The following is a 14,023-nucleotide window of genomic DNA, read 5'->3' as shown; positions in this document are numbered from 1 at the left end:
ATGCGATCAATCTGGTTTGCTTGACATTTCGGTGAGCGAGTGGAGCAACACGTTGGCTCCCGCCTCAATGTCCTGCCACGCGGTCCATTCCGCGGGCGAGTGACTTTGCCCAGACTTGCTGGGGACAAAGATCATACCGACCGGAATCATTCTTCCCATGATTTGCGCGTCATGGGCAGCCCCACTGGGCATGATTTCGTAATCAAGCTGCAACTTTTCGGCTTGTTGCTGGATCGTCTTCACGATCAGGTCACCACACTCGACCGGACTGATCAAACTTTTCTGCTCAAACTCGAACATCAAACTTCGACGACGCGCGATCGCTGAGAGTGCTTTGCGAAACGCATCGGCCAAATCTTCCAAGACGTCCATCGAAGTGTCGCGAACGTCCAATGCAAACTCGACCAAACCAGGAACCGTGTTTGTTGCTCCCGGCAAAATCTGAGCCTTGCCAATGGTCGCACGACTTCGGTCGCTACCGTTCTCTTCCAAGATCCGTGGAACCTCATGAGCAAAATCGGCCAACCCCATGAACGCGTCGTGCCGCATGTCCATCGGCGTCGTGCCCGCATGGTTGGCTTCGCCCTTGAGCCGCACCGACCAAGTGAACAAACCGGTGATTTGGTCGACGACACCAACCGATTTGTGCAAACGGTCCAGGACGGGACCTTGCTCGATGTGCATCTCCAAATAGCAATGCAGGCTTTCAGGATCCCTCGCCGCATCCAAAGCGGCAACGGGATCGTATCCATGCCGTGACATCTCTTCCTGCAACGAAACACCGTTCATGTCCGTCATGGTCGCAATCATCTCGGGATTGATTTGTCCACAGACTGATTGCGAGCCAAACATCCCGCCGAAACGGCCTTCCTCATCGCTGAAGGCAACCAATTCGATTGTCCGATCAGGTTGAACGCCGGATTCCTTTAGGCAACGGAGGCATTCCAGCCCCGCCACCACCCCGAGAGTTCCATCGAGGGCACCAGCGCAAGGCACCGTGTCGATATGCGATCCGACCAACACGCGAGGCAGATCAGATGTGCCGGCTAAGGTCGCCGAAATGTTGGCGGCACCATCGATGGAGCTGGGTAAACCAGCCGCTTCAATTCGGTCAATCAACCAGCGTTTGCCAGCGATATCAGCGTCGGTGAATGCCATTCGGTAAATGCCATGGTCTTCCGAATTGCGGCCGATCTGCGAGAGTTCGAGAATGTCGGCCTTGATTCGTTCCAGATTCACTTGCATGGCAATCAATCCACTGCCGGCAAGGGCAGCCCTTCGACGTACTGACCGTGCAGCATGTGCAGTTGCAACACGTGGTTCATGACAATGTCGTTCCGACGAGCGATCGTCCCATCGGATTCTTTCCAAGCATCATCGATGAACTGCATCAACTTATCGTGCTGGAAGAACCCTACCGATTCGACACGTGACGACGTCAACCAATGATCGATCATCTCTTGCACGGCGGCTCGCTTGACCGGGTCCGTGTGTGCAGGCGGGGCCATGAATGCAAACTTCTTGCGTTCATACAACTCACGCGGCAACACGTTGACCATTGCTTCGCGAAGCACCCATTTCTCGACGCCATCGCGGATGCGAATGTCCGGTGGAATGGTCGTTGCGTACTCGGCAACATGGTGATCGAGGAAGGCCGGACGGGCTTCCATGCTGTTGGCCATGTCCATCCGGTCGCCACCCCATGTCAGGATCTGACCTTCCAACATTGTTTTGCTCCACGTGTACTGCGACACGTCCAAGCGGTGGCGGCCGCGAACCTGAGCTGGATCGATTGCTCCGGCCACTTCACCGACCGGATCATATTCCTGCAACAAATCGGTCAACGATGATGACAGGATCGGCTCGAAACGCTTGAGCACCAACATCCACGGCTGGATCCATGACGGCGTGAAGCCACACAGGTCTTGCCAAGCACTGTGTTGCAAATCTTCCTCGGCCAGAATCGCGCCGGCGAAGATACCACCTTCGTCATCTCGACCGAGCCAATCGCGTTTGAAGAATGGATAGCCGCCAAACAGCTCATCACTTCCTTCGCCCGTGATCACGGCTTTGTAATTGCACGCACGCACACGACGACTCATATGCCACTTCGCGACCGCGAGAGTGTTGTAGAACGTCCGCTCGGCATGCCAAGTCGCACGTTCAAAAGCCGGGCCGTACAGTTCTTTCTCGGTCAGCCGCAGCAATTCCTGCTCTGCCCCGGTGCGTTCGGCCATCCGTTTGGCAATGTTTGATTCGTCATATTCGTCACTATCAAAGGCAATCGTGAACGCTTTGACGGGCGACTGCTGCAATGTGTTCGCCAGCCCGAGGATCGAACAACTGTCGATTCCGCCAGACAAGTAGCAGCCAACCGGAACGTCCGCTTCCAAACGTGCCGCGACCGCATCGATCAAGCGATCTTGGACGCCTTGAATGAACGGTTCTGGATCCGCATTCTCTTCGTGCGATTCAGGAAACTCGAAATCCCACCAACGCTTGGTTTGAACCTCCAGTGAATCGCCGTTTTTCTGAACCACCAACATGTGGCCCGGCAACAACGCATCGACACCTTCGAACGCGGTCGATCCCGGCACCATGACTTGCATCATTTGGTGAACGGCAGCTTTGGGGCACAACCGTGGCTCGACATCGGGGTGCTGCAAAATTGATTTGACTTCGGATCCCCAAACGATCCCGTTGTCGTTGACCGCGAAATACAGCGGCTTCACACCAAACCGGTCACGGATCAGGATGAGTCGTTCCTTGCGATCGTCGTACAGCACCACCGCGAATTCACCGCGAAGATGATCGACCATCGCCAGGTCGTGTTTCAGGTACAGCGGCAGGGTGATCGCACTGTCGCTCTTTCCGTTGCACTCGTATTTCTCGCAAGCCAATGCGGTGCGAATGCGTTTGTAATCGTACAGTTCGCCGTTGACTGTGACCGCGTAATCACCGTCATCCGTTTCGATCGGTTGATGACCACATGCGAGTCCAATGATCGACAAACGCGTGTGACCCATCGCCAGCCCACGTTCCTGAAAGAAACGGCTGCCGCGTTCATCGGGACCGCGATGGTCGAGAACATCGAGCATAGGATCGAGCGCAAACCGCAATTCGCGTTCGTTGGTACGAGATGGATTCCAGAATCCGGTGATGCCACACATAAATGGTGTTGGTGTTTCGTAGAAATGGATTGAGAGAGAGGATCAAACGCCGCAGTTAGATGCAACGGTTAGATGCCGCTGATTCGGTCGGTTCGATCCAAAACGGCCGCCAAGAGTGCTTGCCGAACAAATACCGCGCCAGCCGCCTGGGCGAAGTACAGATTGTGGTCGGTTTCATCCAGGTCCTCGCTCAACTCTGCATTGCGAGCGAGCGGGTGCATGATTACCGCGCCGTCTTTGAAAGGACTGCTCGCATCAAGACTGTAGCGAGAATCCAGATTGCGATAGCTGTCACCAAGAAATGCGATCGAGTTCACATAGACGACGTCCAACTGCGGCAGCACTTCCTGCACGTCGTTGGTGATCTCAATCGGAATCGGTGACTGCTCGATCGGTTCAGTCAAATCCAATCCAACCGGATCCGCCATCTCGCTAACCAACGTGATCTTGCTGACCGCACCGGTGAACATCAGCGACAGACGCAGAAAGCTTTTCACCGCCCGCATTGACCCGGGTGTACCGATGATACCCAGATGCACACGCTTCTCCGGCGGGCATTGCTCTGAGTGCAACTCGGGACGCCACTTCAGCAACGCGTACCAGTCGATCAATGCCTGGGTTGGGTGATGGCCCGAACCATTGCCAGCATTGATCAACGGACGCTGCAGATTCTTTTGAATCTCGTCCATGCTGTCCGTCTCGGGGTGACGCATGATCACAACGTCGCCGTACGTGTTGAACATCTCACCGATGTCCGCCAGCGATTCGCCCTTCGCGATCCCGGTGACTTGACCATCGGGTACCGATAGGACTTTTCCGTCGAGTCGCTGCACCGCACTTTCGAACGACAACCGAGTTCGGGTGCTGGGTTCGAAGAAAGCCGTGATGGCGATCTTTCCGTCCAGCGGTTTATCCATTTCGACGTTGCGTGATTCAAGGAGTGCAGCGAGCTGCGCAATCGACAAGACGGTCCGACGATCGAATTGCCGCGGGTTCAAGATCGACTGCCCGGCGAGCGACTTCAAAGCGTCACGGTCAATGTTGCCATCGAACGCATCCAACAGCGACAGCGGTGACAGCTTCTGTCCCTTGGAGTTTGCTGCGGATGCACTCAAGGCTTCCGAAACCTGTTGATTGGAAAGTGAATTCATTGGACTACCAGATTTGTTTGTCTCGTAAGTCGATCCATAAAAATCCGATCAGCACCGCTACGCCGATGACACAAAGCACCAGACTGCCAATCACAAGAAATTGTAAGAAGAAAACGGAAAACATGGATTCAGTCGTCCGCCAAAGTTGCAAATTCAAAATCGTCTGGCCAGATCTGGCAGCAAACGGCAAATGTGACACCCGAGACGGCGGCCCCGATCAAAGATGCGGTGAACCAACCAATTTGAAAATAGGCAACCAACCCGAGGATGCTCCCCAAAACCATCGAAGCACACGCGGCGATGGGGCTGGCCCGGCGAAAGTACAGACCGCAAAGAATCGGCCAAATGCAGCTGCCGACCATCGGGCCAGCGAAGAAAAGCACCGTCGCCAATGATCCCACGTTTGGGAACGCCGCAATCCAAGCGATCGCTCCGAGGCCAATGATGGCCATCGCAGATAATTTTCGCTTGGACGAGTCACTTGAGTGCTGATGGGTCACGTGGTTGTGAATAGGTTCGGCAATGTCGTTGACAATCAAATCCGACGTCGCAGCAAGCAGACTATCAATGCTGGACGCCAAAGAGCAAAAAACAACGACAAAAACCAGCAATGCGCCGCTGGTCCCAAGCAATGTCGCTGCCACCAACGGGCCCGCCGTGTCCGGCTCGCTGATACCGATGCCAAGTGCCGGTGCGGCGAGACCCAGAAACCCTGCCACGATGGGAACCGGCAACCACAGCACACCGCCCAAAGCATAGGCTTTTGGTCCGACCCCTTCACGCATTGCAAACGCGCGACTCCACCAAACATTGCTATGAAAAATCTCTCCGAACCCGAACAGCATGTTGTTGAACAAAGCCATCAGCGCGGCGGGAAAAAACGCTGAGAGCAACATTGGTCGCTCGTTTCGCAGTTTTTCGTGCACCTCTTGAATTTCAACCTGAGTCAGAACGGCGATCGCGACCACGACCAGGCCCACCAAAATGATCAGGCTTTGTATGAAGTCCGTCCCGATCACCGCGTACATTCCGCCGAACAACGTGTAGGCGACGCAGACCAACACGACCACCGTCATTCCATACTCGTACGGAATTCCCGACAGCACGTTCAACAGCTTTCCGCCCGCCATCGACATCGAGACCAACCAGGTCACGGCATAGAACAACGAAATGATCAAGAATGGAACCGTCCCCAACCAACCGTAGCGGCGGCGGATGAACTCAACGGCGGTGTATCCCTTTGGCATCAACTGCCGAATGCGACCGCTCATCGGAGCAAATGCAAACAATCCAAAGCTTGCCGTTGAATAGGCCAGTGCTCCCCAGATTCCCAATTGCAATGCATATTGCGGGGCCAACATGGTTGTGTTGGAAGTGATCCAAGTCGCCACGGCGGTCGCGGTCCCCATTGCCAGCCCAACGTTTCGGCCGGCAACGGCAAAACCGTCATACGATTTGGCTTGACGTCCCCACCACCATCCCAACGCAATCCACAGAATGCCAAAGATGGCCAGCAAGACGTATCCAGATTGAGGGCTGAGGATGGCCCCGGATATTGCCAACAACTCACCACTCATGCTTCGCTTCCTTCCGCTGGTGCCTGATCATTCGTCTCGGCGACCATGCTCGTGGACCGGTGCATCCACGTGCCTCGCACGATCACGACGATGACCGCCAGAAACACGATCGCGCCGATGGCCAGCAACAACGTTGCCTGCCACACCGCCCAATGCTGAACCTGAACCGTCGCAGGAACTTCCGACGTTGCGATCACACGCCCGTTCGCATCCAACGCTTCCACTCGATAGCGATACGTTCCGTCAGGAAGTCCTGATACGAATGCGGATGGAAGTGTCCCCTCGTAAACCACTCGTTCCGGGATACCATTCTCGGCTTCCTCGGCTGATGCACCTAGTGACTGCTGACCATCCGACGAACCTTCGGTGATTGAATCAACCACGCTCGAAACCCGAAACGAGCCGTCGAAGCCAGACGCTCCGGTCACTTCCCAATTCAACTGAAAATAGCCTTCATGAGAGACGATTGGTTTCTCAAGAATATCTGCTTGAAACGCAACCGACGCGGCCGATTCAAAACCATCCGACGGTTCTTGACCGGCAACAGGCGATGCCTGAATCAGAAAGATCCACCCGCTGCCCATGATAAAGGCGGAGAAAAGCGAGCGAAAAAACGAACTGCCTCCAGGGCACCAGATATTTCAATTCCGTCGGGGTGAAGCGAGCAGTCCCAAGATGACTCGGCCGGTTCGCGTTGGAATGAGCGGCAAAGCAAAAGCCTATCAGATGGCCAGAATTGAAGAAACCGCATTGGCGTCCTTCTGAGCGACGCCTTCGAAAGATCTCGCCACGAGCTTCCCCAAAATTTCGCATCCTGAACCGAAAGAATTTGCGTTGCAGCGAAAGTTCTCGGCACCAGCTCTGCGCATACTAAAAATGGCCCGCACGAATCACTTCATACGGACCACGGTCTTCGCACCGAAAAATCGGCGGATCCTCGAAGAAGATCTCAGGGAGTCTGGAACATGCTGGCTTCCCAAATGAAACTGCCGTTTCTCAAACGAACGCGGGGCGGAATGACATCCAGCACTTCGGCGTCGCCAATCGTGTCGCCCTTGGAAACAAATTGCGTCTCGTCGCCGAAACGAATGATTGCCCGTGTCTTTCCGACGTCCGCAAATCCAAGCACCAAGTACTCGGACGCTTTCGTCGGACGCGTCATTGTCGACGGGGCCGCTTGGTCAATGTGAAAAGGATCTTTGCGATCTGGGAACGGTGGTTCAAAGACTCTTGGAGAACTCACCGCCATCGCCCCAACTTCACCCATACCAATCTTTAGGTCCGACTGAGTCTCCCGGTCCTGCATCGCGACACGGCGAATGGTCTCAATCGACTCGGAATCCACGCCACACCCCGGTAGGACCACCACCTTCACGAACATCAACGCAAATACGGCAGACCATTTCACCCGAGCCGTTGTTGATGTGCTGTTACCCTTCGACACAGTTTTCTCGCCGTGGTTTTGCAATCGTCCCATCAAATGTCGCTCGAACATTATCGCTGCTCCATCTCACGAACATGGACTGGCGGATAGCCTGCAAATTCTTCCGCATCCTGTTGGGACGAGACAGCACCAAATGGCACATCGGCCCGCAACGGTTCATTGATCAGCGACCGAAACGTCTCAACCTTGGCCGGCATCATTCTAGACGATGCCGCCACCGCCGAAACGGACTCGTTTCGCATGCGGGCTCGGATCTGCGGAGTCCTTTGATTTCGAAGGTCGGACGGACCAACGATCGCAACGGACTGGATTGGACTGGACGGACTTTCGTCCGTTGCACGAGAACTATGATTCAGCATCGGAGTTGGCAACGCGTCAGTTGAGCCACGTAGAGCAGGGGTTGGCGGCCCCAGCATCACGGGCTCTGTATCAAACCTGATCGAATCCGAAATCACAGTTTCGGATTCATGCGAAGGCGTCACTCGGCCGGGGACAACCGGCGCGGGGTTCACCAAACCAGGAAACGAAAACTCCATCGGTGCGATGCCTTCGCCCCCCAACATACGCAGTTCATCGGTGCCGCCGTTGATCCGAGGTCGTGGATGGTGATTGGGACAATTCTTGTCGTAGCAATGTGGTGTTTGCGGACAAACTGACGCGTAGGGAATCGCGTCGAGTTGCCGGTTTGCGACGCACATCGCCTGCCGCGAACGTTCGTTGCCATGGTCATAAGGCGAGATGATCTCGGGTTTCAGAAACACAATCAGTTCGCTTTCACGGACTTCGGTTGAGTGGCTTCGAAACAACTTCCCCACGTATTTCAAATCTCGCAGATAAGGCACTCCGCTGGTGCCCTCAATAATCCGTTTCTGACGCAAACCACCTAGCGTGAACATGTGGCCGTTCGCGACACGAACAGTGGTCTCGGCCGTTCGGCTATCAATCACCGGATTGTTTTCGATTTCGCCAACTTTGACGCTGTACTCGGGTTGGACCTGCAATTCGATTGTGTTGTCGTTGCTGATCCGCGGCGTCACCTTCAGAATGATCCCGGCATCTTTGAATTCGACCTGAGCGAAAACGACGTTGCTGCCTTCGGCCGGTGACGCGGCGACGATTGGAATTTGTTGGACGATTTTGATCGAAGCTTCGCGGCGATCGATTGCGGTGATCGATGGGTCAGCCAACAACTTTGCCTCATCACTGCTATCCAAGGCACGAAGCAAAACGCTGGTGTCAAACGTGTTCGTTAAAGTGCGAATGCCAAACGAACTTGCGCCGCCCGATCCGAGCGTTCCAAAGGTTACCGCTTTTTCTACATTTCCCGCCAAATCAGCAAGCGCCGATTCGTCGGTCGTGTCCAGACGGAACCCACGGCCCCAATTCACGCCCAACTCTTCGAGCTCTTCCAAGCTGACGTCATAAATCAACGCCGTGATACGTACCTGAGCCCGAGGAACGTCGAGCTGTTTGAACGCCTCCGTGGCCAACTCCAACTGAGCCCGGTTGCCTTTGATCAGGATGCGATTTTCAGCTTCGTAAACGGACACAATTGTGTCTTCTCCCAGCGCACCTTGAAGCGACTCTCGCATTTCCGAGGCTTCGGTAAATTGAGGCGTTAGGTAGATGACCTCAGTTGCCATCGCATCATAGACGTTCGGTGCCGCTGGACGTTGAAGCCCGGGCGACGCGGAGTCTGCCAGATTGTTGCTGCTTTGAACGGTGCCTTCTGGCCGCATTGCAAACAAAATTTGCTGAACGCGATCGATATTCTCTTTGTAGTCGACCACCAAAATCGCGTCGCGTCCGATCGGTTGAATTCGTCCGCGATCAGACAACAACAGCTGAGCCGCCGCGATTGTCGAACTCATCTCCGCTTCATCAACGGCTCGGAACTGCAGCGTTCGCGATTCGAAATCTGGGCTTCCCGTTCCAACTTCATCCAGCGGCAACACAACCAAACTGTTTCCCGCGGCAATGTAGCCGTAACCAGAAGAAGTCAGAATCGCAGACAAAACGTCTCGCAGAGGAGCGTCTTTGAAAACACCGGAAACGTCCCCGGTGATCTTTTCACCCGCGACGATGTTGATGTTCCACAGATCCGACAGCAAAAACACAACCTCCTGCAGCGATGTCTTTCGGAACGTGATGCTTCCCCGTTTTGAAAGCACTTCGTCGATAGAAAGTGAAGGGCCGTCCAATTGGACGTGCGACTCGGTTCCCGCCGCCAACGATGCTCCCGAGACAGCCTCTGTTTCCAATTCGCCGGACTGTGGAGTACCTCGGTTCGCATCAACCGCGATACTCTGAGAACTGCTCGGTGCCGCGTTCGCATCGGCAGCGACCGCGGCGGCACCGCTCCAGGTTGTCGCGAACGTTGCCAACGACAATCCCACACCAATTGAAACGGATCGAACCATTGCAGCGAGCACACGCCGAGCTTGCGAACGACGCGACGTCACCTGACTCGCGAGCGGATTGCTCGGAGTCATCATCACGTATGTAGCTTGTGACGCGGAGCCTTCCTTGGCCATGCGTTGATCCCTGTTGGTGAAAAGTAAGTGCACGACTTGACGTCGGATCACTTCAGTCGCGTCGATTCAATCGCAGCGACCAGATCATCATCCTCACGAACCGAACGCTGCAGTCCATACAGCGTGATTCGCAATTCCAATCCAATCCATTTTTCGCTTGATCCAGCGGGCTCCAATCCCAAAGTCTCAACCGTCATCAACCATTGCTGGTTCTTGATCTTCTCCATCACTTCCATGATCGCATCCAACGTCCCGTCGGCGACCAATGTCAACGAGTGCGAATGCAACTCGAAGTCAGACTCTTCGTCCATCTCGGGCAACCGTCGACTGTGCGGGTCATCGTTCTGAAATGCCCAACGTCGACGTTGCCCGTCTTCTATTTCCAAACTTCGCAAGGTGGCGTTGCTTTGCCGAACAATGCCAATCACCGTGTCACGTACCTTCTGGATTTTGTCCGGCGTGGTCGAACGTTCCAGCAATTGCATTCGTTCTTCTTGCAACGTCGTCTCGATTCGCTGCAACCGCACGTCGCGGGATTGCAGCATGTCAAACTCTTCTTCAAGCTTCGACAATTCGCGATGGCCCGCACGTAGCTCGCTGTATTCATCGACCAGTGGTTTTCCGATCACTATCAACACAAGGAAACTTCCAGCGGCGACGATCACCCGGGTTAGCCGGTCATTCGGTTTATTCATGGGAACTCGACTCTCCCGTTCGCGAATCACGATGTTCCGGACGCATTCCCAATCGAATTTGAAACACCAAACCATCGTCATCTGCGCTGGTGTTCGTACCCAGCAGAGCAACTTGATTGATCTCTGGCACGCGACGGACGTAGCTGATCACGTCGTAGATATCGTTCTCTTGAGCCGTCCAACCTTCCAAGTGAATTTGATGCTCGGCATCCAGCACCATGGACCGCAATCGAGTTTGAGCGGGCAGACACTGCGCCATTTGCGTGACGATCTGATTCACGTGCGGCGTGAACGTTTTGGCCTCGATGGTTTGTAGATGCGTGACAAATTCACGCATTTCTTGTACACCCGCCATTCGCACCTGCGTCTGACGCATCTGTGTCTCGACGAAGTCGCGTTGTTGACGATGCCGTTCTGCTCGCAAACGTTCGTTGGCGACCATCGTAAAACCGATCGACAACAAAATCACGGCTGCCGCGACGGGCCAAAACGTTCCGACCACTCGCCGTACAAACGACTTGCCACGATCACGTCGAATCTCTTGCAGCAAGTCTGGTTTGGGCAGTTCTGGATTAGCGATCAGCGGTAACACGGCCGCCGCGATGGCTACCGTATCGCTTTCGGTAATCGGAACCTCACAGTAGACTTCGTCTGCACCCTCGATGACAGTCGAGTTGTAACGGTCAATCTTCCAAGACGCGGATTCCAACGTGATCGCCGAAACGGACAGTTTTGAATCGTTGGCAAAACGTTTGACGACAGGATTCACCTTGTCAGGTCCGCCGCCGACAAACAGTTGATCCAATTGGTGATCCGACATCCCACGATGACGCTGGCAGAAACGCTGCAAACGTTCGAGGTGGTGATCGATCACGTCCGCGAATTCACTGCCGTCTCGCGCAGCCGCCGGGCGGTAGTCCAACAACAAACGTCCTTCGAACGAAATCCCCACTTCCCACGATTGACCAAACGAATCAGCTATCAAAACGGGGGCGTGCCGGTCTAAGCCCAACCAACCGATCAATCGAGACAGACTGACCAACGAAGGCTCCACCCACGCGATCTCGATATCGCACATGCGGAACACTTCATAAAGATTCTGCAGACGAACGCGGTTACCAACCGCCGTCAATGCATGCTCCATCCCCGGCCCGATCGTCTCGCGAGTGTGACCGGTGACTTTGCCGCCGGGTCCCAGCTGCAGATAACGAGGGATGCGGCCCGCCAATGCGGTCAAGTCGCGGTCAACGTCTTCCACTGTTCCGACTGATATGCGAGTGACGCAAAAGTCACCACTCAGCGATACGGCAATGGGTGCATCACCAATTTGATGGCGCTGCTTCAGTGTGGTTAACGCTTCGACCATTTCAGTCCAGCGTCCACTGTTGATCCAACCGTTTGGATCCGAGCATCGAACCTGATCGACAATCATCTCGTCTGCTGGTTCGTTCAACTGAACCGCGTCGGTCGACTTGTATGCACTCGCCAACAACAACCGATCGTCTTCGATGCGCAACGCAACGCTGCGATCAACCGTCGACGCGAACTTCGAGCGACCGAGTGGCCACCGAGGGGAACGTTCGTTCGTTTTGGTTGCAGAGCGATTCATATGCTCGTGGCAACGGCATTCTTCCCTTTGCGTCTGAGGTCAAAACCCGTCCAGGTAGAAAGATTCCACCCACTTGTGGTGGGCTGCCTAGATCTTGGCGGCAATACCAGACGGAACGACGGCGCCGTGTTGGCAAACTGTTACGATGGCAACAATCAATCCAATTGCTTGGCGAGTGCACACCAAACCACGCCGAGCCCTCCCTTGACCTGTAATCAGGCGGGCCACACATGCTCACTTCTATCTTCCGCGAGTCTGCCTCTCGCCATCGACTTGCCTCTTCGCATCGCTCGCACATCGGCGTGATCGCGTTGCTGCTGGCGGGCATGATGTTCAGCTTGCTGATCGCACCGGCGGCCGTCGCACAAAACGGTTCCTTCTTAGAAAGTCTGTTTCGCTCGATCGCGGAAAAGAAGCTGCAAGACGAACTTTCTAAGCGGGAAACAGATCGCGGCGGTCGGCCGCCCGCGCCCGCACCACGTCCCGGCGATTTTCCCGCAGGACCACTTGGCCCGCCGATCCCCGGCAATCGCCCGCCGATTCAACCGGACAGACCTCGCGACGATCGCCGCCCGGATCGCCCACAAACGATCCGCACCAATTCGCGAGAGGTTGGGCAATTCGCCGAACTGCTGATTCAAATGGATCGCGAACTGGCGTCGCTCAAAGACGAACTGCAAGATCTGTCACGACGCGACGCCGGCATCCGAGCGCTATTGCCGGAGACCTATCAAGTCCAAGCACTCGCGCGCACGGTGCTACGTCAATGTGACGGCGCCAACTCACTTTCGTTGCTCCGCGATCCGTACCGAAGTCTGGATCAACGCTGGCGAGAGCTTTCCTTTCAAGTCCGCTCGATTCCAAATCGATCGGATCGGCTGCGTTCCATCGTTGCCAACTGTGATCAAACCGGCCGCAAGCTTTCGCGTTTGATGAAGATTGAACCTCAGTTCGATCGTCACGGGTTGCACGACCAAATGATCATCGCCGCGACATACATGCAAGCGTTACTCGATGACGTCGAAACCGCACGGGTGCCATCAGACCAAGCCCACGATTTGGTGCACCGAGGCCGATTGCTTCGCGAGGCGATCTTGGAAGAAGCCGACCACGCCGAGTCGGTTCAGTACGACGAGATCGTCAGCCGCTTCACCGATTTCGTTGCTCGTTGGCAAGCCTACGCGAGCGAACTGGCAATGCTTCGCGATCCGGTTCTGGATCGTCGACTCGCCCGCATCGCCCAGTGCGGCGACCAAACTTATGCACTGTTGTGGATGCCTCCGCCACCACGACCAACACCGCTTCCCGGTCCCGGCTATCCATCGCCCGGTTACCCCGGCCCGGTTTATCCCGGCACAGGATTTCCAGGTGGCGGATTCCCTGGGGGTGGCTCCAACCAGGGTGAGTTGTCGCCTCGAACGCGGCAGACCTTGATGTCCGACGCCGCGTCTTTAGAAGGCTCCGCCGAATACTTCCGAGCCGACCTGAAACGCTACGCCCGCTACCTGAGCCCCGATTCGTACGAGCGTGAAGTTCTTCGGGGAACCGACCGGTTGTACGAGCTGGCAAAAAAGCTGCACGAGGATTTGGACCGACGCCAGCCACTGGATCGATTGCAACGCACCGCGGCGGAGCTAGCGGAGGTCTGGGAATCACTTTCCGACGAGATTAGTCACATTGATTCTCATGGGCTGACCGGTCGCCGAGCGGATTCGATCAAACAACGGTTTGAGCAAATGCTGCCGATGGTTGGTTCCTTGTCCGCTTCGTTGCTGCCCACTCGGTAAGTCGCCATCAAACCAGTCTCGCTCCTTTCTATCTCACCAAATCACAGCCCGACTCG

The 14,023-nt window shown here is 55.4% G+C and carries 10 protein-coding genes; 1 reads left to right on the top strand and 9 read right to left on the bottom strand.

Translation table 11 applies throughout. The features are described from left to right. Positions 1-6: 6 nt before the first annotated feature. From RE6C_RS22090 to RE6C_RS22045, 9 genes are all read right to left on the bottom strand, one after another. Positions 7-1,245: a Zn-dependent hydrolase gene (locus RE6C_RS22090; protein ID WP_008660221.1), complete on the bottom strand. Its 1,239-nt coding sequence runs from the start codon at positions 1,243-1,245 to the stop codon at positions 7-9. 5 nt (positions 1,246-1,250) lie between these two features. Next, complete coding sequence (gene asnB / locus RE6C_RS22085; RefSeq protein ID WP_008660219.1) at positions 1,251-3,170, bottom strand: asparagine synthase (glutamine-hydrolyzing); 1,920 nt, start codon at positions 3,168-3,170, stop codon at positions 1,251-1,253. Positions 3,171-3,238: 68 nt separating this feature from the next. Beyond that, positions 3,239-4,321, bottom strand: a complete 1,083-nt coding sequence (locus RE6C_RS22080) for an aspartate/ornithine carbamoyltransferase family protein (protein WP_008660218.1) — start codon at positions 4,319-4,321, stop codon at positions 3,239-3,241. 128 nt (positions 4,322-4,449) lie between these two features. Next, on the bottom strand, positions 4,450-5,898 hold the full coding sequence (locus RE6C_RS22075) for a sodium:solute symporter family protein (RefSeq protein WP_008660217.1): 1,449 nt from the start codon (positions 5,896-5,898) through the stop codon (positions 4,450-4,452). Next, positions 5,895-6,482, bottom strand: a complete 588-nt coding sequence (locus RE6C_RS22070) for a hypothetical protein (RefSeq protein ID WP_008660215.1) — start codon at positions 6,480-6,482, stop codon at positions 5,895-5,897. The genes RE6C_RS22075 and RE6C_RS22070 overlap by 4 nt, the downstream gene beginning before the upstream one ends. A gap of 365 nt (positions 6,483-6,847) precedes the next feature. Continuing rightward, a complete protein-coding gene (locus RE6C_RS22060) occupies positions 6,848-7,393 on the bottom strand; it encodes a hypothetical protein (RefSeq protein ID WP_008660214.1) in 546 nt (181 codons plus the stop codon). Beyond that, positions 7,393-9,876 (bottom strand): type II secretion system protein GspD, encoded by a 2,484-nt coding sequence (locus RE6C_RS22055; RefSeq protein ID WP_039963006.1) that lies wholly within the window; start codon positions 9,874-9,876, stop codon positions 7,393-7,395. Before RE6C_RS22055 ends, RE6C_RS22060 begins: the two co-directional genes overlap by 1 nt. Positions 9,877-9,923: 47 nt before the next feature. Next, positions 9,924-10,571, bottom strand: a complete 648-nt coding sequence (locus RE6C_RS22050; RefSeq protein ID WP_039963004.1) for a hypothetical protein — start codon at positions 10,569-10,571, stop codon at positions 9,924-9,926. Next, positions 10,564-12,180 carry a hypothetical protein gene (locus RE6C_RS22045; RefSeq protein WP_039963003.1) on the bottom strand — a complete coding sequence of 539 codons (1,617 nt, stop codon included), beginning with the start codon at positions 12,178-12,180 and terminating at the stop codon, positions 10,564-10,566. The genes RE6C_RS22050 and RE6C_RS22045 overlap by 8 nt, the downstream gene beginning before the upstream one ends. A 317-nt stretch (positions 12,181-12,497) precedes the next feature. On the opposite strand from RE6C_RS22045, the gene RE6C_RS22040 reads away from it, so the two are divergent. After that, a complete protein-coding gene (locus RE6C_RS22040) occupies positions 12,498-13,967 on the top strand; it encodes a hypothetical protein (protein ID WP_039963029.1) in 1,470 nt (489 codons plus the stop codon). Positions 13,968-14,023: the final 56 nt, after the last annotated feature.

The organism is Rhodopirellula europaea 6C, from assembly GCF_000338295.1.
In the GTDB taxonomy this organism is placed as follows: Bacteria; Planctomycetota; Planctomycetia; order Pirellulales; family Pirellulaceae; genus Rhodopirellula; species Rhodopirellula europaea.
This window is presented reverse-complemented; position numbering and strand designations above follow the sequence as displayed.